Origin of the sequence: Prevotella sp. (assembly GCF_036570325.1) — a bacterium.
Classification (GTDB): Bacteria; Bacteroidota; Bacteroidia; order Bacteroidales; family Bacteroidaceae; genus Prevotella.
The window spans coordinates 22,149-40,178 of record NZ_DATCYK010000121.1; the positions used below are offsets into that span (position 1 = coordinate 22,149).

The window sequence follows — 18,030 nt, forward strand, 5'->3', positions numbered from 1 at the left end:
TGTTTTTAATTGATTGTGGACATTAAACTTGTATAGATGGCTCCGCTTTTCGATAAACTCTACAACGGAAAGCCATCATACGAACTATTCTTTGTCCAATTTATACTTTGAAATGTCGGTTCCAAACGACAGATTCAGACTCTCGAGCAAATCATCAAGCTCAGAAAGCGATTTCTTACCAAAGTTACGGAACTTAAGAAGATCGGTCTTGTTATATTGTACAAGATCACCAAGTGTCTCTACATCAGCGGCCTTCAAGCAGTTAAGTGCACGAACAGAAAGATTCATGTCGACAAGCTTAGTCTTGAGCAACTGGCGCATGTGGAGGACCTCCTCATCGAATTCCTGATTATTTTCGGCATCAGGGCTCTCCAATGTAATCTTCTCATCAGAGAAAAGCATGAAGTGGTAGATGAGTATCTTGGCTGCTTCTTTAAGCGCATCTTTAGGGGATATGGAACCATCAGTCGAAACTTCAATAACGAGTTTATCATAGTCGGTTTTTTGTTCAACACGATATGGTTCAACAGCGTACTTGACGTTACGAATAGGGGTGTAGATAGAATCGATTGGAATTACGTTGACATCAGTGCAGAACTCACGATTCTCGTCAGCAGGTACATAACCACGACCTTTATTGATAGTGAGGTCAATCTGCATTGAGGCTTTGGCATCTATATGACAAATCACCAAATCAGGGTTTAACACTTCAAATCCAGTCAGATACTTACCAATATCACCTGCTTTGAATTCTGTGGAATTCTCTACGGTGATACTAACTTTCTCATTCTCGAATTCTTCTACTACTTGCTTGAATCTTACTTGCTTCAAATTCAAGATAATGTTGGTCACATCTTCCTTTACACCGGGTACTGAAGAAAACTCATGCTCAACACCAGCTATACGCAAGGTATTGATGGCATAGCCCTCCAGTGATGAAAGAAGAATGCGGCGCAATGCGTTACCAATTGTAACACCAAAGCCCGGCTCAAGAGGACGAAATTCGAATTTACCGAATTTGTCATTGGCCTCCAACATTACAACTTTATCAGGTTTTTGAAATGCTAATATCGCCATTAATTTAATGATTATTTAGAGTACAACTCAACGATTAACTGCTCCTTAATGTTTTCTGGAATGTCAGCACGTTCGGGCTTGTGCAGGAATTTTCCACTCTTAGAAGTCTCATCCCACTCAATCCAAGGATACTTGCTGTGGTTGAATCCGGCAAGCGCAGTCTGAATAACTTCGAGAGACTTTGCTTTCTCACGAACACCAACAATCTGGCCGGGCTTCACTGCATAAGAAGGAATGTTAACAACTTTACCGTCAACAACAATATGCTTATGACCTACCATCTGACGAGCTGCTGCACGTGTGGGAGCGATACCCAAACGGAAAACAACGTTATCAAGACGGCTCTCCAAATTCTGAAGCAATACCTCACCGGTAATACCCTCAGCCTTTGCAGCTTTCTCAAACATATTACGGAACTGACGCTCAAGCACACCATAGGTGAACTTAGCTTTCTGCTTCTCTGCCAACATGACACCGTACTCAGACATCTTTCTGCGACGATTATTGCCATGCTGTCCAGGAGGGAAGTTTCTCTTGGACAAAACTTTGTCAGCGCCAAAAATGGGTTCACCAAATCGACGTGCAATTTTAGATTTCGGACCGATATATCTAGCCATAATATAAAAAAAATCTTGTAATTTATATCTTTAAAATTAAACCTTACGACGCTTTGGGGGACGGCAGCCGTTATGTGGTAATGGAGTTACGTCAACAATCTCAGTAACTTCAATTCCTGCTCCGTGTACGGCACGGATAGCAGACTCACGACCATTACCCGGACCTTTTACATAAGCCTTAACCTTGCGAAGTCCAAGGTCAAATGCTACTTTTGCACAATCCTCACCAGCCATCTGAGCAGCATAAGGAGTATTCTTCTTTGAGCCACGGAAGCCCATCTTACCTGCTGAAGACCAAGAAATAACCTGCCCTTCGCTGTTTGCTAAAGATACAATGATATTGTTGAACGAACTGTGAACATGAAGCTGTCCAATTGCGTCAACACGGACATTTCTTTTCTTAGATGTTGCTTTTGTCTTTGCCATAATTAATTACCTCCTTAATTACTTAGTAGCTTTTTTCTTATTAGCAACAGTCTTCTTCTTTCCCTTACGGGTACGAGCATTGTTCTTAGTACTCTGACCACGAACAGGAAGACCATTACGATGTCTAACACCACGATAGCAACCGATATCCATCAGACGCTTGATATTCATTTGGATCTCAGAACGGAGATCACCTTCTACTTTAAACTCAGCGCCGATAATTTCACGGATTTTAGCTGCTTGGTCATCAGACCACTCGCTGACCTTCAGGTCGCGGTTAACGCCGGCTTTATCCAATATCTTTGCTGAACTACTTCGACCTATACCATAAACATAGGTCAATGCGATTTCGCCACGCTTATTCTGGGGCAAATCTACTCCAACAATTCTTATTGCCATTTGTAAATTGAATAAAAATAATAAAATAATGTTTGTTTCTCGTTAAAGAGCATGCAAAGTTAATCATTAATTTAGCAACGAATGATTAATTACATATCTTTAACATTAACCCTGACGCAATTTGTACTTGGGGTTTTTCTTGTTGATAACGAACAAACGACCTTTACGACGAACGATCTTACAGTCGGCTGTACGCTTCTTTAATGATGCTCTTGTCTTCATATCTTATGATTGAATTATTTGTATCTGAATACGATTCTGCCTTTGGTCAAATCGTATGGGCTCATTTCAACCTTCACCTTATCACCGGGAAGAATCTTAATGTAGTGCATACGCATTTTACCGGAAATGTGTGCTATAATCTGAACCCCATTTTCTAATTCCACACGAAACATCGCATTGGAAAGGGATTCTACGATTGTACCATCTTGTTCAATAGCTGATTGCTTTGCCATAATTAATTTGTCTTCTAAAATCTATTTCTTTAAACGTAATACGTAATTAATACTTCACTTAATATAGGATTGAACTACAGAAGCTATCTGAAAATATCCCTCCAAATGGAAATGATTACTCACTACAGTAAAACCACTTATAGTCATTTGATACAATATCCATCTGGAGGGTCAAATGCAGGAGCTGAGCAAACAGCCCTTTAAGTTCAGTATTTAAAAGTTTCTATATACTGCTTAAGTACTCGGCCTTATCCGAAATAGCTTAATCAATAAGCAGAAACTCCTCCCTTACGTGTACGACCAGAATTCAGAAGGCCATCATAATGCCGCATCATCAAATGACTTTCTACCTGCTGTAGCGTATCGATAACCACACCTACCAAAATAAGCAAAGATGTACCTCCAAAGAATTGCGAGAACGCATCTTGCACATTCAGCAAATGAGCCAACGCCGGCATTACAGCGATGAAAGCGATAAAGAATGAACCTGGTAAAGTAAGTCGAGACATAATGGTGTCAATATAATCAGCTGTATCCTTACCCGGCTTAATTCCCGGAATGAAACCATTATTACGTTTCATGTCCTCGGCCATCTGTGTAGGATTAAGAGTTATCGCTGTATAGAAATAAGTAAACGCTATAATAAGTGCTACATAGATTACATTATACAGAAGACTTCTATTATCCATCAAAGACCGCATAAGCCAAGAAGAATTCTCTGATTGGAAACGCACAATCGTCAATGGGATAAACATCAATGCCTGAGCAAAGATGATAGGCATCACATTGGCAGCGAAAAGCTTCAGAGGAATATATTGACGTGCACCACCATATTGCTGATTACCGACCAGACGTTTTGCGTACTGAACAGGAACCTTACGCGTCCCTTGCACTAAAAGAATAGATGCACAAACAACTGCATAAAGAATAAGTATTTCGACTATAAACATTACAAGTCCACCACCAGATATGGCTGTGAAACGAGAACCGATCTCTTGCACGAAAGCCTGTGGCAAACGAGCTATGATACCAATCATAATGATTATAGAGATACCATTTCCTACTCCTTTATCCGTAATTCGCTCACCAAGCCACAAGACAAACATACTACCAGCAGCCAAAATGATAGTAGCAGGAATCATGAACACGGTCCACGATATACCGGAAGCCAAAGCTTGGCTAGCCTGCATCTTCAAGTTCAGCAAATAAGCCGGAGCTTGGAACAGCAAGATGGCTAGTGTAAGCCATCTTGTGTACCAATTGATTTTCTTATGACCACTCTCGCCTTCACGCTGCATCTTTTGGAAATAAGGTACAGCGACAGCAAGAAGCTGCATTACGATAGAAGCTGAGATGTAAGGCATAATTCCAAGTGCAAACATGGATGCATTGGAAAATGCACCACCAGAGAACATGTCCAAAAGCGACATTAGGCCGCCTGAGGTTTGCGACTGAAGTTTGTCCAACATGCTCGGGTTGATACCGGGAAGCACAACAAACGAGCCAAAACGGTAAATAGCCGTAAACAGAAAGACTACAAGGAGACGCTGACGCAAATCCTCTACTTTCCAACAGTTCTTTAGTGTCTCAATAAACTTTTTCATTTACTTAGATTATAGTTACATTTCCACCTGCTGCCTTAATAGCTTCTTCAGCAGACTTAGAGAATGCATTCGCTTCAACATCAATTTTAGCTTTCAACTCGCCGTTGCCAAGTACCTTAACAAGAATATCCTTGCCTTTAACAAGTCCTGCGGCACGCAACTCGGCAATACCAATCTTAGCATAGCTGTTAGCTTCTACCAAAGACTGGAGATCTGAAAGGTTAACTACGCTGTATTCCTTATGATTGATGTTCTTGAAACCAAACTTAGGAACACGACGTTGCAGTGGCATCTGACCACCTTCGAAACCAATCTTTCTCTTATAACCAGAACGAGCCTTGGCACCCTTGTGACCGCGGGTAGAAGTTCCACCAAGTCCTGAACCAGGACCACGACCTATACGACGCTCTGCATGAGTTGACCCGTTAGCTGGTTTCAAACTATGTAAATTCATCATTAATTCGATTTAAAAATTAATTATTCAACTACGGTTACCAGATGATGAACCTTACGGATCATACCACGAACACTAGGAGTATCCTCAACCTCAACAACTTGAGAGATCTTGCGAAGGCCCAAAGCTTGAAGTGTCCTTTTTTGATCTACAGGATAACCGATCTTGCTTTTAATCTGCTTGATTTTTATTGTTGCCATTGTTATGATTCCTATTAGCCGTTAAATACTTTATCCATACTGATACCGCGGCAACCTGCTACGGTGTAAGCATCGCGCATTTCACCAAGAGCCAAGATTGTAGCTTTCACAAGGTTATGGGGGTTAGAAGAACCCTTTGACTTTGCTATCACGTCAGTAACACCTGCACTCTCAAGCACAGCACGCATAGCACCACCGGCCTTAAGACCGGTACCGGCTGCAGCTGGCTTCAACAGTACTTGAGCACCACCAAATGAATATTCTACTTCATGGGGTACAGTACCCTTCAATACAGGTACTTTCACAAGATTCTTCTTAGCAGACTCTACGCCTTTAGATATAGCAGCTGTAACTTCACCTGCTTTTCCAAGACCCCAGCCGATAACGCCTTTACCATCACCTACAACGACGATAGCAGCGAATGTAAATGTACGACCACCTTTAGTAACCTTTGTAACACGATTAATTGCTACCAAACGGTCCTTCAATTCGACGTCACTGTTAACTTTTACTTTATCCATTGCCATAATCGTTTAAAATTTAAGACCGCCCTTGCGAGCACCATCAGCGAGTTCCTTAACACGACCGTGATAGAGATAACCATTACGATCAAAGACTACAGACTCTACACCTACAGCTTTAGCTTTCTCTGCGATCATTTCACCAACTTTCTCAGCCTGCTCACTCTTAGCCATTTTCTCAAGGCCCAATGAAGAAGCAGAAGCAAGAGTATTGCCGGTCAAGTCATTAATTACCTGTGCATAAATCTGCTTGTTAGAGCGGAATACGCTCAAGCGAGGACGCTCTGCGGTTCCGTTTACGCTCTTACGAATGCGAAATTTTATTTTAATTCGTCTTTCAACTTTCTTTGTTGTCATAATTGTAAATTCAATTAAAATTACTTAGCGGCAGCTGTCTTACCAGACTTCCTGCGGATAACTTCACCCTTGAAGAGAACACCCTTACCCTTATAAGGCTCAGGCTTACGGAAAGAACGAATTTTTGCACACACGAGACCAAGCAAAGCCTTATCGCATGATTCCAAAATAATAACAGGGTTCTGATTTCTCTCAGATTTAGTCTCAACCTTTATCTCAGACGGAAGCTGCAAGAAGATTGGGTGTGTATAACCTAAAGAGAACTCGATAAGATTACCTTGGTTAGATACACGGTAACCTACACCGACGAGCTCCAAAGTCTTGGTATAGCCTTCGCTCACGCCAACAACCATATTGTTGACCAAAGAACGATACAGACCATGAAAAGCCTGCTTCTGCTTGATATTTACAGGGCTGTTTTCGTCTATCTCAAAAGTTATCTGACCATCCTGATTCGTAAACTTAATAGAAGGGTCTACCCACTGTGTCAGTTCACCTTTAGGGCCTTTAACTGATACTACATTCGTGTTCTTGTCGAAGTTAACTGTAACTCCAGCCGGAACTGTAATTGGCAATTTTCCTATTCTTGACATATTCAATCCTCCAATTAATAAACGTAGCAAAGAACTTCACCGCCAATTTTCAAATCAGCAGCTTCCTTGTTAGTCATAACACCCTTAGATGTGGACAAGATAGCGATACCCAGTCCGTTAATTACTCTTGGCATGTCCTTGTAACCCGTATAACGGCGAAGACCGGGGGTAGACACACGCTTCAAACACTTGATAGCGTTTTGCTTTGTTTCAGGATTGTACTTCAAAGCTACTTTGATAGTACCCTGAGGGCCATCCTCAATGAATTTGTAATTGAGAATGTAACCTTTCTCGAAGAGGATTTTTGTAATCTCTTTCTTCAAGTTGGACGCAGGAACTTCAACAACACGGTGATGTGCCATGATTGCATTCCTGAGTCGAGTCAGATAATCTGCTATTGGATCTGTCATAAAAATATAAATGTTTAATTAATCGGGACTACCCCGACAATATTAAAAAATCTTCTAAGCAAGTTACAATAATTAGTGAGTAGCTATGAAGCAATTGCCCCTCGCTATTCACTAATAATCGTACTATTCTTACCAGCTTGCTTTCTTTACACCGGGAATAAGACCCTGTGATGCCATCTCACGGAACTGAATACGTGACAAACCGAACTGACGGATATAACCTTTAGGACGTCCGGTTATCTTGCAACGGTTGTGAAGACGGATGGGGTTCGAATTCTTTGGGAAAGACTGGAGTTTACGAGCTGCCTCGTAAGCCTCGGCCGGATCCTCAGCTGTAGCTATAACCTTTTTAAGAGCTGCGCGCTTTTCAGCGTAACGAGCAACAAGATTTGCACGCTTCACTTCGCGAGCTTTCATTGATTCTTTTGCCATATTGCTTAATCGTTTTTAGCGTTCTTGAAAGGAAGGCCGAATGCCTTGAGCAGAGCATAACCTTCTTCATCAGTCTGAGCTGTTGTAACGAAAGTGATGTTCATACCTTGGATACGGTCAATCTCATCAATGTTAATTTCTGGGAAGATAATTTGCTCTGTGATACCTAATGTATAGTTACCACGACCATCAAACTTGCTCTCAATACCCTTGAAGTCACGGATACGTGGCAAAGCTACACGAACGAGTTTCTCAAGGAACTCATACATACGCTCACGACGCAATGTTACCATAACACCGATAGGCATTTTCTTACGAAGCTTGAAGTTGGCGATATCCTTCTTAGAATAAGTAGCTACGGCCTTCTGACCGGTAATTGTTGTAATTTCCTTTACGGCTACGTCAACAATCTTCTTATCCTGAGTAGCATCTCCCAAACCTTGGTTGATAACAATTTTCTTCAGTACAGGAATCTGCATAGCTGAAGAGTAGTTGAATTGTTTCTGCAAAGCAGGTGCAATCACCTCCTTATACTGTTTCTTTAACTGTGCTGTATCCATTACTTAATTTCCTCCCCAGACTTTTTGGCGATACGAATAACGTTCTTACCCTCATGCTTAATGGCAACGCGAGTAGGTTCTCCACTCTTTGGGTCGACCAAACTTAAATTTGATATATGAATAGGAGCCTCTTGCTTGATGATGCCGCCTTGCGGATTCTTTGCAGAAGGCTTAGTGCTCTTAGATACAAGATTCACACCTTCCACAATCGCACGCTCCTCATCAACAAGAACCTTCAGCACCTTATGGGGTGCAGGATACTTGCCATTTGCGTTCTTTACATCCTTATCTCTACCAGCAAGGACCAGAACCATGTCACCTTTTCTTATATGTAATTTACTCATTACTTTAAAAATTAAATCATTAAAGAACTTCAGGTGCCAAAGAAACGACCTTCATATTCACTGCACGAAGCTCACGGGCAACGGGGCCAAAGATACGGCTTCCACGAAGTTCGCCCGCATTGTTGAGCAGTACGCAAGCATTGTCGTCAAAACGGATATAAGAACCGTCTGCGCGACGAATTTCTTTCTTTGTACGTACAATCAAAGCTTTAGATACTGCACCTTTTTTCAAATCACTTGATGGAATAACGTTCTTGACTGCAACGACAATCACGTCACCAACACTTGCATAACGGCGGCCAGTTCCTCCGAGGACACGAATGCAAAGAGCTTCGCGTGCACCGCTGTTATCACATACTGTAAGTCTTGATTCTGCTTGTATCATAATTACTTAGCTTTTTCAACAATTTGAACTAATCTCCATCTCTTTGTCTTTGACAATGGACGGGTTTCCATAATGAGAACGGTATCACCTACTGCGGCCTCGTTCTTTTCATCATGAGCATGGTATTTCTTTGTTTTCTGAACAAACTTACCATAAATAGGGTGCTTCTCTTTGAACTTAGCTGCAATAACAATGGTTTTATCCATTTTGTTGCTGATGACAACACCCTGTCTTACTTTTCTTAAATTTCTTGTTTCCATCTGGACCATTATTATTTATTAAGTTCTCTCTGACGAAGTTCAGTATTCATACGGGCGATGTCACGACGAGCGGCCTTAATTTGAGATGGATTCTCCAAAGGAGCGATAGTATGGTTAAGCTTCAATTGGTTGAGCTTTTCCTGTGCTTGCTCCAACTTTTCTACCAAATCCTTGGTTTCAAGTTCTTTCAGTTCTTTAATCTTCATAATTAAGCGTTTTTATCGAAATCACGTCTTACAACAAACTTGGTCTTTACTGGTAGTTTCTGAGCGGCAAGGCGCAGAGCCTCTTTCGCTATATCGAAACTAACTCCTTCTACTTCAAAGAGGATGCGTCCCGGTGTAACAGGTGCAACCCAACCGGCGGGATCACCTTTACCCTTACCCATACGTACGTCAGCAGGCTTACGTGTGATTGGTTTATCAGGGAAAATGCGAATCCAAACCTGACCTTCACGGTTCATGTAGCGATTCACTGCCACACGGGCTGCTTCTATCTGGCGGCTGTCAATCCATTTGGGCTCAAGAGTCTTGATTCCAAATGAGCCGAAAGCCAGCTGTGTTCCTCTGTGGGCGTTGCCTTTATTGCCACGACCATCTTGAGGTCTTCTATATTTTACTCTTTTTGGCTGTAACATGATAGCTTCTTACTTTTAACGGTTATTGTTTCTCTTGCGATTACCACGGCCATTACGACCACCATTGTTAGAACGGCCACCATTTTGTTTCTCCTGAGTAAAGTTAGGTGTTAATTCACGCTTGCCATAAACTTCTCCACGGCAAATCCAAACTTTAATACCCAGCAGACCCACCTTAGTGAGTGCTTCTGCCTGACAGTAATCGATGTCTGCACGGAAAGTATGCAATGGGGTACGACCCTCTTTGAACATTTCCTTGCGAGCCATTTCAGCTCCATTCAGACGGCCTGTAATCTGGACCTTAATACCTTCTGCACCTGCGCGCATCGTATTTTGAACAGCCATCTTGATGGCACGGCGATAAGAGATCTTGCCTTCCACCTGGCGAGCGATGTTGTTACCTACGATATTGGCATCAAGCTCAGGTTTCTTCACTTCGAAGATATTGATCTGAATGTCTTTCTTATAGAGTTTCTTCAACTCTTCTTTCAGTTTGTCTACGTCTTGACCACCTTTACCAATGACGATACCCGGACGGGCTGTGCAAATAGTAATGGTAACGAGCTTCAATGTACGCTCAATGACAATACGAGAAACGCTAGCCTTAGCGAGGCGCTCGTTCAGATACTTACGGATTTTCTGATCCTCAACGAGATTATCTCCGAAGTCCTTGCCACCGAACCAATTTGAATCCCAACCACGGATAATACCAAGTCGGTTTGCTATTGGATTAACTTTCTGTCCCATTCTATTTATTATTTTTCGTCGTTAGTTTTGGCATCTACAAAAAGTGTTACGTGGTTAGAACGCTTGCGGATTCTATAGCCACGACCTTGCGGTGCCGGTCTCATACGTTTCATTGTAACACCTTCATCAACGAAGACTTTGCTTACATAAAGTTCACCGTCTTCAGCCTTGCGGTCATTCTTAGTCTCCCAGTTAGCGATAGCTGAGCGCAGAAGTTTCTCAACATCTGCTGCAGCCTGCTTTTTAGAGAACCTGAGTACTCCGAGGGCGCGATTTACTTCAAGACCACGAATCATGTCTACAACGTAGCGCATTTTACGTGGAGAAGATGGAACGCCATTGAGCTTTGCGAAGTACATCTTTTTGCGTGCTTCTTTTAACTTTTCAGCTACGATATGTTTTCTTGCTCCCATTATTAATCTTAAATTTTAAATGGTTTACCCCGCTTAACGCTTATTGTTACCTGAGTGACCACCGAAACGACGGGTTGGTGCAAACTCACCGAGCTTATGGCCTACCATATTCTCAGTAATGTAAACAGGGATAAATTTGTTTCCGTTATGAACTGCAACAGTGTGTCCCACAAAATCAGGGGATATCATTGATGCTCTGGCCCATGTCTTAACGACATTCTGCTTACCACTCTCATTCATAGCGAGAATTTTCTTCTCGAGTGATATGTTGATATATGGACCTTTTTTAAGTGAACGACTCATAATTTACTCTTTGATTATTTCTTATTAGCTCTTTCGATAATATACTTGTTAGAAAGCTTCTTAGGTGCACGTGTCTTAAGACCCTTTGCATACAAGCCCTTACGTGAACGTGGGTGACCACCAGACTGACGTCCTTCACCACCACCCATCGGGTGATCAACAGGGTTCATAACAACACCACGGTTGTGTGGGCGACGACCCAACCAACGAGAGCGACCAGCCTTACCAGACTGCTCCAACGCATGGTCAGAGTTACCTACACTACCTACAGTAGCTTTACAAGCAGAGAGAATCTGACGAGTCTCTCCAGAAGGAAGCTTAATAACACAATAGCTACCTTCACGAGAAGTTAACTGAGCAAAATTACCAGCCGAGCGAACGAGCAAAGCTCCCTGACCGGGACGCAACTCAATGTTATGAATTACGGTACCTACAGGGATACTAGCCAAAGGAAGCGCATTACCAACCTCAGGAGCAGCTTCTGCACCCGACATCAATGTAGCACCTACTTGCAGTCCGTTAGGAGCAATAATGTAACGTTTTTCACCATCAGCGTAGAAAAGCAGAGCGATACGAGCAGATCTGTTTGGATCATACTCGATACTCTTTACTACAGCTGGAACACCATCTTTCTCTCGTTTGAAGTCGATCAGACGATACTTCTTCTTATGGCCACCGCCAATGTAGCGAACGGTCATCTTACCGGTGTTGTTTCGACCACCAGTAGAACGCTTACCGTAAACGAGAGACTTCTCTGGCACGGATGCAGTAATATCCTCGAACGTGCCAATAACCTTGTGTCTTTGTCCCGGAGTTACCGGTTTTAATTTACGTACTGCCATTTTTTATTTAAATATTGCTGTAAAAATCGATTGTTTCACCATCCTTAACAGTTACGATGGCTTTCTTGAACGCATTTCTTTGTCCCTTCACGAGACCTGCCTTGGTATAGCGGCTTGAGCGCTTACCGGCATAACGAAGCGTATTCACATCTTCTACTGTAACATTGTACAAACTTTCGATCTCTTTCTTAATCTGGAGTTTGTTAGCCTCAGGACGAACAACAAAACCATAACGGTTTGCCTTCTTTTCTGTAATATTGGTCATCTTCTCAGTGACCAAAGGTTTAATGATAAATCCCATATCTACTTCTCCTTATTATTTTGTTAAGATCGCGTCGATTGTATTCAGTGAACTTTCAGCTATAACAAGAACATCTGCATTCAAAACTTTGTAGGTATTGAGTGTAGATGCAGTCATAACTTCTGCTCCTTGCAAGTTACGAGCGGACAAATATACGTTTTTATTTACTTCCGGCAAAACCACGAGAGTCTTCTTACCTTCAACTTTAAGATTTTTAGTAATGTTTATAAAATCTTTTGTCTTAGGAGCTTCCATTGTGAAATCTTCAACCACAACGATTCCGTTAGCTTGTGCCTTATAAGAGAGAGCAGACTTGCGAGCAAGAACCTTCACTTTCTTATTCAATTTGAAGTCATAGTTGCGGGGCTTCGGACCAAACACGCGACCACCACCTACGAGAACAGGTGAGTTGATATCACCACGACGAGCACCACCGCCACCTTTCTGACGACCGAGCTTGCGAGTAGAACCGCTCACTTCACTTCTCTCCTTTGACTTGGCAGTACCCTGACGCTGCGCGGCGAGATACTGCTTTACATCGAGCCAGAGAACGTGATCGTTAGGCTCAATTCCGAAGATAGCCTCATTGAGGTTTACCTTTCTTCCGGTCTCTTGACCGTTGATATTTAAAACGCTAACTTCCATTATTTCTCAATTAAAACAGTTGAACCATTGCATCCAGCGAAAGAACCCTTTACAATGAGAAGATTCTCTTCTGGAATTACTTTTAACACCTGAAGATTCTGAGTAGTAACTCGGTCACCACCCATTTGGCCACCCATGCGCATTCCCTTGAACACTTTAGCAGGGTATGAACATGCACCAATAGAACCCGGCTTACGAGCACGGTCGTCCTGGCCGTGAGTAGACTGACCTACACCACCGAAACCATGACGCTTTACAACGCCCTGAAAACCTTTTCCTTTAGATGTTCCTACAACGTCAACGAACTTAGCGCCTTCAAATAGTTCTACAGTAAGAGTATCACCGAGGTTATACTCACCATCAAACTTGAACTCGGCCAAGTGCTGCTTAGGTGTTGTGCCGGCTTTCTTGAAGGTTCCCAACATAGGCTTTGAAGTACGACTTTCCTTAGCCTCGCCGAAACCGAGCTGAATAGCCTTGTAACCATCTTTCTCAAGGGTCTTAACCTGGGTTACAACACAAGGACCTGCTTCGATAACAGTGCACGGTACGTTCTTACCGTCGGCACTGAAAACGGATGTCATTCCGATTTTTCTTCCAATTAATCCTGGCATTTCAATATAATTTAAAAAATAAAATAATCCGATTATTCACTCAATTAAACTTTGATCTCAACTTCAACGCCTGAAGGCAATTCAAGTTTCATCAGCGCGTCAACAGTCTTAGCAGTAGAGCTATAGATGTCTATCAAACGCTTAAAATCAGAGAGCTGGAACTGCTCACGTGATTTCTTGTTAACGAATGTACTACGGTTTACAGTAAAAATACGCTTGTGTGTTGGCAATGGAATAGGACCGCTAACGATAGCACCTGTAGCCTTCACAGCCTTTACGATTTTCTCTGCTGACTTATCAACCAACTGATGGTCGTAAGATTTCAGCTTGATTCTGATTTTCTGACTCATTATTATTATTTGTTTATAATATTATTGTTGTAAGAAAAGAGATACGCCGTTTAAGAGTCATTCGCTAAACAGCGTCTCTTTCCTTGTGATTGTTTGTCGCTAATTAGAGAAGTTCAGAGTGACCCTTTACCTCATCCAAAACAGCTTTGGCAATGCTGGCTGACAATGGTTCATGGTGATCATATTCCATTGTGCTGGTAGCACGACCTGAAGTGATAGTACGGAGTGCGGTTACATAGCCGAACATTTCAGCCAATGGAACCATAGCTTTCACGATGCGTGCACCGCTACGAGCTTCATCCATACCTTGTACCATACCACGACGCTTGTTCAAGTCACCGATCACGTCACCCATGTTCTCCTCAGGAGTAACAACTTCCACGCGCATGATAGGCTCCATCAATACGGGTTTAGCCTTGGGGCTAAGAACCTTGAATGCCTGATGAGCTACCAACTCGAATGACAACTGGTCAGAGTCTACGGGGTGGAAGCTACCATCGGTCAAAGTTACCTTCATACCGGTCATTGGGAATCCACCAAGTACACCACCCTTCAAACAGTCTTGGAAACCCTTCTGTACAGATGGGATGAATTCCTTGGGCACATTACCACCTTTCACCTCATTAACGAACTGCAAATCGCCTTCTGTGTAATCCTCGTCCTTAGGACCGATTGTAACATCGATACAAGCGAACTTACCACGACCACCGGACTGCTTCTTATAAGTCTCACGGCTCTGGGCTGTACCCATAATCGCTTCCTTATAGTTAACCTGAGGCTTACCTTGGTTACATTCTACCTTGAACTCACGCTTCAGACGGTCGATAATAATATCCAAGTGAAGCTCACCCATACCCGAGATAATCGTCTGACCACTCTGCTCATCTGTGCGAACAGTAAAGGTTGGGTCTTCCTCGGCCAATTTAGCAAGACCATTATCCATCTTAGCGATGTCTGCTTGGCTCTTAGGCTCAACGGCTATAGAGATAACTGTATCGGGGAATGTCATTGACTCCAACACGATAGGATGTGCCTCATCACAAAGCGTGTCACCCGTACGAATATCCTTGAAACCTACACCAGCGCCAATATCACCAGCGTCGATAGTCTCCATAGGAATTTCCTGCTTAGAGTTCATTTGGAACAAACGGCTGATACGCTCCTTTTTACCTGAACGGGGGTTGTAAACGTAAGAACCGGCAACAACCTTACCTGAGTAAACGCGGAAGAATACCAAACGTCCCATGAATGGGTCTGTAGCAATCTTAAACGCAAGAGCGGCTGTAGGCTCTGCCTCTGAAGGCTTACGATCTTCCTCTTCCTCGGTATCAGGATTGGTACCTACGATAGCCTCAGTATCAAGTGGTGAAGGCAAGAAAGCACAAACATAGTCGAGCAAAGGCTGAACACCCTTATTCTTGTAAGAAGAGCCCAATGTCATAGGAGTAAGCTCCATGGCGATGGTACCCTTACGGATAGCTGCGATCAGCAACTCCTCAGGAATATCCTTACCTTCCAAATACAGCTCCATCAACTCATCGTCGAAGTTAGCTGCATTCTCAACCATCTTATCTCTCCACTCGTTAGCCTCATCTACGAGGTCAGCGGGGATTTCCTCAATATCATACGCTGCACCCATAGTCTCATCGTGCCACAAGATAGCCTTCATCTTAATAAGGTCTACAAGACCCTTGAAGTTTTCCTCTGCACCGATTGGAATCTGAACGGGGCAAGGGTTAGCACCCAAAATGTCCTTCATCTGCTGCACAGTTTCAAAGAAATCTGCACCGGAGCGGTCCATCTTGTTTACATAACCGATACGGGGAACATTATACTTGTCAGCCTGACGCCATACAGTCTCTGACTGAGGCTGCACACCATCAGCGGCAGAATAAGTTGCCACAGCACCATCCAATACACGCAAAGAGCGCTCCACCTCAGCGGTAAAGTCAACGTGTCCCGGAGTGTCAATCAAGTTAATCTTGTAAGAGTTACCTTGGTAGTTCCAATTACAAGTAGTAGCAGCTGAAGTAATAGTAATACCACGCTCCTGCTCCTGAGCCATCCAGTCCATGGTAGCAGCTCCATCGTGTACCTCACCAATCTTATGAGTCTTACCCGTATAGAACAAGATACGCTCAGAAGTTGTTGTCTTACCGGCATCGATGTGGGCCATAATACCGATGTTACGAGTCAAATGTAAATCGCGATTTGCCATTTTTTCTTTTTACCTTTCTTAATTAGAATCTGAAATGAGCGAATGCACGGTTAGCCTCAGCCATACGATGCATATCTTCTTTACGCTTGAATGCACCACCCTGATTGTTGTAAGCGTCTACAATCTCAGCTGCGAGCTTCTCAGCCATAGACTTTCCGCTACGCTTACGGGCAAAAGCGATAAGGTTCTTCATAGAAATACTCTCCTTACGATCAGGACGGATTTCTGTTGGAACTTGGAATGTTGCACCACCGATACGACGGCTCTTAACTTCTACTTGAGGAGTGATATTATCCAAAGCCTGCTTCCAAATTTCGAGAGCCGACTTTTCCTCCTTGGCCATCTTACCCTTTACGGTATCAAGCGCATTGTAGAAAATCTGATAAGAAATGGTTTTCTTACCGTCATACATCAAGTGATTAACGAATTTTGAGACCTTTTGGTCATTGAAAACGGGATCCGGAAGGATCACACGCTTCTTTGGTTTTGCTTTTCTCATTTTAAAATAAAATTTGTAGTCTGCGGAGGCTGTAATAATGTTTTGTCTTCAACGTCCGCTCCCGGACATTTACTCAACCTGTTTTAACAATTCTCCAGCAAAACAACTGTAAACAAAAAATATAGAGCTCCCAGTCCTCAGCCTTATGGCTCTCGACTCTCAGCTCTCAGCTAAATTACTTCTTAGCTGCCTTAGGACGCTTAGCACCATACTTAGAACGGCGCTGTGTACGGTTAGCCACACCGGCGGTATCCAATGTACCACGAACGATATGATAGCGTACACCCGGAAGGTCTTTCACACGACCACCGCGTACCAACACAATAGAGTGCTCCTGCAAGTTGTGGCCTTCTCCCGGAATATAGGAGTTAACTTCCTTCTGGTTTGTCAAACGAACACGGGCAACTTTACGCATTGCCGAATTAGGCTTTTTAGGAGTCGTTGTGTAAACACGAACACATACGCCACGACGCTGAGGACATGAATCCAAAGCAGGCGATTTGCTCTTGTCTACCAATACCCTTCTGCCTTTTCTTACCAATTGTTGAATTGTAGGCATAATTTTACTTTTAAAATTTTATATGTTATTTGTTTATAATCAGACAATTACAAAACGGGTATAATATACCCATTTCGGGCTGCAAAGGTAGCTGTTTTTCCTCAAACCACCTAAACCATAGTAGTATAAATGAAATATCATATAGAATATTTAACATAATATAATCTTTATTCTACATTTTACTACCTAAAAGACTTAGCCCAACCGGCCTAAATAACAACAATGAATGGCTATCTCAGAGTATCATCTACCCCAAATAGCCATCCATCGTCATACAAATAGCCTCTTTAAAAAACAACCATTAATACATACATATTTATATATACGCGCGCGAGTATTACTTGCAATAAACCTTCTTACTCACGTTATTGATCATAATGATATAAACACCGGATGGCAGATCTTGCCTAAACTCCGTGGAGGCAGTGCGTTGTTGGCTATACAACTTGCCTGAAGCCGTATAAATCTTAATATCATCATTGTCTTGTAACCCACGTACGTAAAGCGTGCGACCCAAATAACTAATATCATAAGGAGATTCATTACCGGTAGCCGACTTACCATCGGGACGCTCTCCACCCATCTGCAAACGCAAACGTTTGTCATAACGGCCGGCCTCAGCCAGCGATAACCGATAGTCACTCATAAGCAGATCAGTAGTCGTGCCCGTTTCCATATCGGTCAGCCACACGGCCTCTACACCCGCAAATGCCTCACGTTCAGGCAACGACAACGTATAAGTTCCGGCGCTACCTGCCGTAATACCGATCGCAATACTCTGTCCCATCGGGGCTTCAGCCACAAGTGA

32 protein-coding genes are annotated in these 18,030 nt (G+C 42.9%); all 32 read right to left on the reverse strand.

Going from position 1 to position 18,030, the window contains the following annotated elements:
• Nucleotides 1-84: 84 nt before the first annotated feature.
• On the reverse strand, nucleotides 85-1,077 hold the full coding sequence (locus VIR50_RS10850) for a DNA-directed RNA polymerase subunit alpha (protein ID WP_331935138.1): 993 nt from the start codon (nucleotides 1,075-1,077) through the stop codon (nucleotides 85-87).
• An 11-nt stretch (nucleotides 1,078-1,088) separates the two neighbouring features.
• On the reverse strand, nucleotides 1,089-1,694 hold the full coding sequence (gene rpsD / locus VIR50_RS10855; RefSeq protein ID WP_331935139.1) for a 30S ribosomal protein S4: 606 nt from the start codon (nucleotides 1,692-1,694) through the stop codon (nucleotides 1,089-1,091).
• A 36-nt stretch (nucleotides 1,695-1,730) separates the two neighbouring features.
• Entirely contained in the window at nucleotides 1,731-2,120 is a 390-nt protein-coding gene (gene rpsK / locus VIR50_RS10860) for a 30S ribosomal protein S11 (RefSeq protein WP_036896569.1), read from the reverse strand.
• Nucleotides 2,121-2,138: 18 nt separating this feature from the next.
• Complete coding sequence (rpsM, locus tag VIR50_RS10865) at nucleotides 2,139-2,519, reverse strand: 30S ribosomal protein S13 (protein ID WP_331935140.1); 381 nt, start codon at nucleotides 2,517-2,519, stop codon at nucleotides 2,139-2,141.
• A gap of 105 nt (nucleotides 2,520-2,624) precedes the next feature.
• Entirely contained in the window at nucleotides 2,625-2,741 is a 117-nt protein-coding gene (gene rpmJ / locus VIR50_RS10870) for a 50S ribosomal protein L36 (RefSeq protein ID WP_331935141.1), read from the reverse strand.
• 14 nt (nucleotides 2,742-2,755) lie between these two features.
• Nucleotides 2,756-2,974, reverse strand: a complete 219-nt coding sequence (gene infA / locus VIR50_RS10875) for a translation initiation factor IF-1 (RefSeq protein ID WP_004341775.1) — start codon at nucleotides 2,972-2,974, stop codon at nucleotides 2,756-2,758.
• Nucleotides 2,975-3,240: 266 nt separating this feature from the next.
• Nucleotides 3,241-4,578, reverse strand: a complete 1,338-nt coding sequence (gene secY / locus VIR50_RS10880; protein WP_331935143.1) for a preprotein translocase subunit SecY — start codon at nucleotides 4,576-4,578, stop codon at nucleotides 3,241-3,243.
• Nucleotides 4,579-4,582: 4 nt separating this feature from the next.
• The gene (rplO, locus tag VIR50_RS10885) at nucleotides 4,583-5,032 is read right to left on the reverse strand and encodes a 50S ribosomal protein L15 (protein WP_331935168.1); all 450 of its coding nucleotides are present in this window, start codon (nucleotides 5,030-5,032) and stop codon (nucleotides 4,583-4,585) included.
• A 23-nt stretch (nucleotides 5,033-5,055) separates the two neighbouring features.
• Nucleotides 5,056-5,232: a 50S ribosomal protein L30 gene (gene rpmD, locus VIR50_RS10890; protein WP_331935144.1), complete on the reverse strand. Its 177-nt coding sequence runs from the start codon at nucleotides 5,230-5,232 to the stop codon at nucleotides 5,056-5,058.
• A 14-nt stretch (nucleotides 5,233-5,246) separates the two neighbouring features.
• On the reverse strand, nucleotides 5,247-5,759 hold the full coding sequence (gene rpsE, locus VIR50_RS10895) for a 30S ribosomal protein S5 (protein ID WP_331935145.1): 513 nt from the start codon (nucleotides 5,757-5,759) through the stop codon (nucleotides 5,247-5,249).
• 6 nt (nucleotides 5,760-5,765) lie between these two features.
• The gene (rplR, locus tag VIR50_RS10900; RefSeq protein WP_331935146.1) at nucleotides 5,766-6,110 is read right to left on the reverse strand and encodes a 50S ribosomal protein L18; all 345 of its coding nucleotides are present in this window, start codon (nucleotides 6,108-6,110) and stop codon (nucleotides 5,766-5,768) included.
• Nucleotides 6,111-6,130: 20 nt separating this feature from the next.
• A complete protein-coding gene (rplF, locus tag VIR50_RS10905) occupies nucleotides 6,131-6,703 on the reverse strand; it encodes a 50S ribosomal protein L6 (protein WP_331935147.1) in 573 nt (190 codons plus the stop codon).
• 14 nt (nucleotides 6,704-6,717) lie between these two features.
• Nucleotides 6,718-7,113 (reverse strand): 30S ribosomal protein S8, encoded by a 396-nt coding sequence (gene rpsH, locus VIR50_RS10910; RefSeq protein WP_331935148.1) that lies wholly within the window; start codon nucleotides 7,111-7,113, stop codon nucleotides 6,718-6,720.
• 129 nt (nucleotides 7,114-7,242) lie between these two features.
• On the reverse strand, nucleotides 7,243-7,545 hold the full coding sequence (gene rpsN / locus VIR50_RS10915) for a 30S ribosomal protein S14 (protein WP_331935149.1): 303 nt from the start codon (nucleotides 7,543-7,545) through the stop codon (nucleotides 7,243-7,245).
• A gap of 5 nt (nucleotides 7,546-7,550) precedes the next feature.
• Complete coding sequence (rplE, locus tag VIR50_RS10920) at nucleotides 7,551-8,105, reverse strand: 50S ribosomal protein L5 (protein WP_331935150.1); 555 nt, start codon at nucleotides 8,103-8,105, stop codon at nucleotides 7,551-7,553.
• Nucleotides 8,105-8,449 carry a 50S ribosomal protein L24 gene (rplX, locus tag VIR50_RS10925; RefSeq protein ID WP_331935151.1) on the reverse strand — a complete coding sequence of 115 codons (345 nt, stop codon included), beginning with the start codon at nucleotides 8,447-8,449 and terminating at the stop codon, nucleotides 8,105-8,107. Before rplX ends, rplE begins: the two co-directional genes overlap by 1 nt.
• Nucleotides 8,450-8,468: 19 nt before the next feature.
• Nucleotides 8,469-8,834, reverse strand: coding sequence for a 50S ribosomal protein L14 (gene rplN, locus VIR50_RS10930; RefSeq protein WP_089543923.1), 366 nt, complete (start codon nucleotides 8,832-8,834; stop codon nucleotides 8,469-8,471).
• Nucleotides 8,835-8,836: 2 nt separating this feature from the next.
• On the reverse strand, nucleotides 8,837-9,103 hold the full coding sequence (rpsQ, locus tag VIR50_RS10935) for a 30S ribosomal protein S17 (protein ID WP_331935152.1): 267 nt from the start codon (nucleotides 9,101-9,103) through the stop codon (nucleotides 8,837-8,839).
• Nucleotides 9,104-9,105: 2 nt separating this feature from the next.
• Nucleotides 9,106-9,300 (reverse strand): 50S ribosomal protein L29, encoded by a 195-nt coding sequence (gene rpmC / locus VIR50_RS10940; RefSeq protein ID WP_331935153.1) that lies wholly within the window; start codon nucleotides 9,298-9,300, stop codon nucleotides 9,106-9,108.
• A gap of 2 nt (nucleotides 9,301-9,302) precedes the next feature.
• Nucleotides 9,303-9,731: a 50S ribosomal protein L16 gene (gene rplP / locus VIR50_RS10945; protein WP_331935154.1), complete on the reverse strand. Its 429-nt coding sequence runs from the start codon at nucleotides 9,729-9,731 to the stop codon at nucleotides 9,303-9,305.
• A 15-nt stretch (nucleotides 9,732-9,746) separates the two neighbouring features.
• Nucleotides 9,747-10,478 (reverse strand): 30S ribosomal protein S3, encoded by a 732-nt coding sequence (gene rpsC / locus VIR50_RS10950; protein ID WP_331935155.1) that lies wholly within the window; start codon nucleotides 10,476-10,478, stop codon nucleotides 9,747-9,749.
• Nucleotides 10,479-10,486: 8 nt separating this feature from the next.
• A complete protein-coding gene (gene rplV, locus VIR50_RS10955; protein ID WP_331935156.1) occupies nucleotides 10,487-10,891 on the reverse strand; it encodes a 50S ribosomal protein L22 in 405 nt (134 codons plus the stop codon).
• A 33-nt stretch (nucleotides 10,892-10,924) separates the two neighbouring features.
• Nucleotides 10,925-11,194, reverse strand: coding sequence for a 30S ribosomal protein S19 (gene rpsS / locus VIR50_RS10960; RefSeq protein WP_331935157.1), 270 nt, complete (start codon nucleotides 11,192-11,194; stop codon nucleotides 10,925-10,927).
• Between the two features lie 14 nt (nucleotides 11,195-11,208).
• Nucleotides 11,209-12,036, reverse strand: a complete 828-nt coding sequence (rplB, locus tag VIR50_RS10965) for a 50S ribosomal protein L2 (protein WP_331935158.1) — start codon at nucleotides 12,034-12,036, stop codon at nucleotides 11,209-11,211.
• Between the two features lie 7 nt (nucleotides 12,037-12,043).
• Complete coding sequence (gene rplW / locus VIR50_RS10970; protein ID WP_331935159.1) at nucleotides 12,044-12,337, reverse strand: 50S ribosomal protein L23; 294 nt, start codon at nucleotides 12,335-12,337, stop codon at nucleotides 12,044-12,046.
• Nucleotides 12,338-12,352: 15 nt separating this feature from the next.
• Nucleotides 12,353-12,982 (reverse strand): 50S ribosomal protein L4, encoded by a 630-nt coding sequence (gene rplD, locus VIR50_RS10975; RefSeq protein ID WP_331935160.1) that lies wholly within the window; start codon nucleotides 12,980-12,982, stop codon nucleotides 12,353-12,355.
• Nucleotides 12,982-13,596, reverse strand: coding sequence for a 50S ribosomal protein L3 (gene rplC / locus VIR50_RS10980; RefSeq protein ID WP_331935161.1), 615 nt, complete (start codon nucleotides 13,594-13,596; stop codon nucleotides 12,982-12,984). Before rplC ends, rplD begins: the two co-directional genes overlap by 1 nt.
• 44 nt (nucleotides 13,597-13,640) lie before the next feature.
• Nucleotides 13,641-13,946: a 30S ribosomal protein S10 gene (gene rpsJ / locus VIR50_RS10985; RefSeq protein ID WP_006283658.1), complete on the reverse strand. Its 306-nt coding sequence runs from the start codon at nucleotides 13,944-13,946 to the stop codon at nucleotides 13,641-13,643.
• A gap of 103 nt (nucleotides 13,947-14,049) precedes the next feature.
• On the reverse strand, nucleotides 14,050-16,164 hold the full coding sequence (gene fusA, locus VIR50_RS10990) for an elongation factor G (protein WP_331935163.1): 2,115 nt from the start codon (nucleotides 16,162-16,164) through the stop codon (nucleotides 14,050-14,052).
• Nucleotides 16,165-16,186: 22 nt separating this feature from the next.
• Nucleotides 16,187-16,663, reverse strand: coding sequence for a 30S ribosomal protein S7 (rpsG, locus tag VIR50_RS10995; protein ID WP_331935164.1), 477 nt, complete (start codon nucleotides 16,661-16,663; stop codon nucleotides 16,187-16,189).
• A gap of 175 nt (nucleotides 16,664-16,838) precedes the next feature.
• Nucleotides 16,839-17,222 (reverse strand): 30S ribosomal protein S12, encoded by a 384-nt coding sequence (rpsL, locus tag VIR50_RS11000; protein WP_025881971.1) that lies wholly within the window; start codon nucleotides 17,220-17,222, stop codon nucleotides 16,839-16,841.
• A 337-nt stretch (nucleotides 17,223-17,559) separates the two neighbouring features.
• Nucleotides 17,560-18,030: T9SS type A sorting domain-containing protein (locus VIR50_RS11005; protein WP_331935165.1), on the reverse strand; the 471-nt coding region annotated here is incomplete at its 5' end.

What these genes read in the sequence shown, in the direction of transcription:
- VIR50_RS10850 (WP_331935138.1), bottom strand. Translation starts at nt 1,077, where the DNA reads ATGGCGATATTAGCATTTCAAAAACCTGATAAAGTTGTAATGTTGGAG.
- rpsD (WP_331935139.1), bottom strand. Translation starts at nt 1,694, where the DNA reads ATGGCTAGATATATCGGTCCGAAATCTAAAATTGCACGTCGATTTGGT.
- rpsK (WP_036896569.1), bottom strand. Translation starts at nt 2,120, where the DNA reads ATGGCAAAGACAAAAGCAACATCTAAGAAAAGAAATGTCCGTGTTGAC.
- rpsM (WP_331935140.1), bottom strand. Translation starts at nt 2,519, where the DNA reads ATGGCAATAAGAATTGTTGGAGTAGATTTGCCCCAGAATAAGCGTGGC.
- rpmJ (WP_331935141.1), bottom strand. Translation starts at nt 2,741, where the DNA reads ATGAAGACAAGAGCATCATTAAAGAAGCGTACAGCCGACTGTAAGATC.
- infA (WP_004341775.1), bottom strand. Translation starts at nt 2,974, where the DNA reads ATGGCAAAGCAATCAGCTATTGAACAAGATGGTACAATCGTAGAATCC.
- secY (WP_331935143.1), bottom strand. Translation starts at nt 4,578, where the DNA reads ATGAAAAAGTTTATTGAGACACTAAAGAACTGTTGGAAAGTAGAGGAT.
- rplO (WP_331935168.1), bottom strand. Translation starts at nt 5,032, where the DNA reads ATGAATTTACATAGTTTGAAACCAGCTAACGGGTCAACTCATGCAGAG.
- rpmD (WP_331935144.1), bottom strand. Translation starts at nt 5,232, where the DNA reads ATGGCAACAATAAAAATCAAGCAGATTAAAAGCAAGATCGGTTATCCT.
- rpsE (WP_331935145.1), bottom strand. Translation starts at nt 5,759, where the DNA reads ATGGCAATGGATAAAGTAAAAGTTAACAGTGACGTCGAATTGAAGGAC.
- rplR (WP_331935146.1), bottom strand. Translation starts at nt 6,110, where the DNA reads ATGACAACAAAGAAAGTTGAAAGACGAATTAAAATAAAATTTCGCATT.
- rplF (WP_331935147.1), bottom strand. Translation starts at nt 6,703, where the DNA reads ATGTCAAGAATAGGAAAATTGCCAATTACAGTTCCGGCTGGAGTTACA.
- rpsH (WP_331935148.1), bottom strand. Translation starts at nt 7,113, where the DNA reads ATGACAGATCCAATAGCAGATTATCTGACTCGACTCAGGAATGCAATC.
- rpsN (WP_331935149.1), bottom strand. Translation starts at nt 7,545, where the DNA reads ATGGCAAAAGAATCAATGAAAGCTCGCGAAGTGAAGCGTGCAAATCTT.
- rplE (WP_331935150.1), bottom strand. Translation starts at nt 8,105, where the DNA reads ATGGATACAGCACAGTTAAAGAAACAGTATAAGGAGGTGATTGCACCT.
- rplX (WP_331935151.1), bottom strand. Translation starts at nt 8,449, where the DNA reads ATGAGTAAATTACATATAAGAAAAGGTGACATGGTTCTGGTCCTTGCT.
- rplN (WP_089543923.1), bottom strand. Translation starts at nt 8,834, where the DNA reads ATGATACAAGCAGAATCAAGACTTACAGTATGTGATAACAGCGGTGCA.
- rpsQ (WP_331935152.1), bottom strand. Translation starts at nt 9,103, where the DNA reads ATGGTCCAGATGGAAACAAGAAATTTAAGAAAAGTAAGACAGGGTGTT.
- rpmC (WP_331935153.1), bottom strand. Translation starts at nt 9,300, where the DNA reads ATGAAGATTAAAGAACTGAAAGAACTTGAAACCAAGGATTTGGTAGAA.
- rplP (WP_331935154.1), bottom strand. Translation starts at nt 9,731, where the DNA reads ATGTTACAGCCAAAAAGAGTAAAATATAGAAGACCTCAAGATGGTCGT.
- rpsC (WP_331935155.1), bottom strand. Translation starts at nt 10,478, where the DNA reads ATGGGACAGAAAGTTAATCCAATAGCAAACCGACTTGGTATTATCCGT.
- rplV (WP_331935156.1), bottom strand. Translation starts at nt 10,891, where the DNA reads ATGGGAGCAAGAAAACATATCGTAGCTGAAAAGTTAAAAGAAGCACGC.
- rpsS (WP_331935157.1), bottom strand. Translation starts at nt 11,194, where the DNA reads ATGAGTCGTTCACTTAAAAAAGGTCCATATATCAACATATCACTCGAG.
- rplB (WP_331935158.1), bottom strand. Translation starts at nt 12,036, where the DNA reads ATGGCAGTACGTAAATTAAAACCGGTAACTCCGGGACAAAGACACAAG.
- rplW (WP_331935159.1), bottom strand. Translation starts at nt 12,337, where the DNA reads ATGGGATTTATCATTAAACCTTTGGTCACTGAGAAGATGACCAATATT.
- rplD (WP_331935160.1), bottom strand. Translation starts at nt 12,982, where the DNA reads ATGGAAGTTAGCGTTTTAAATATCAACGGTCAAGAGACCGGAAGAAAG.
- rplC (WP_331935161.1), bottom strand. Translation starts at nt 13,596, where the DNA reads ATGCCAGGATTAATTGGAAGAAAAATCGGAATGACATCCGTTTTCAGT.
- rpsJ (WP_006283658.1), bottom strand. Translation starts at nt 13,946, where the DNA reads ATGAGTCAGAAAATCAGAATCAAGCTGAAATCTTACGACCATCAGTTG.
- fusA (WP_331935163.1), bottom strand. Translation starts at nt 16,164, where the DNA reads ATGGCAAATCGCGATTTACATTTGACTCGTAACATCGGTATTATGGCC.
- rpsG (WP_331935164.1), bottom strand. Translation starts at nt 16,663, where the DNA reads ATGAGAAAAGCAAAACCAAAGAAGCGTGTGATCCTTCCGGATCCCGTT.
- rpsL (WP_025881971.1), bottom strand. Translation starts at nt 17,222, where the DNA reads ATGCCTACAATTCAACAATTGGTAAGAAAAGGCAGAAGGGTATTGGTA.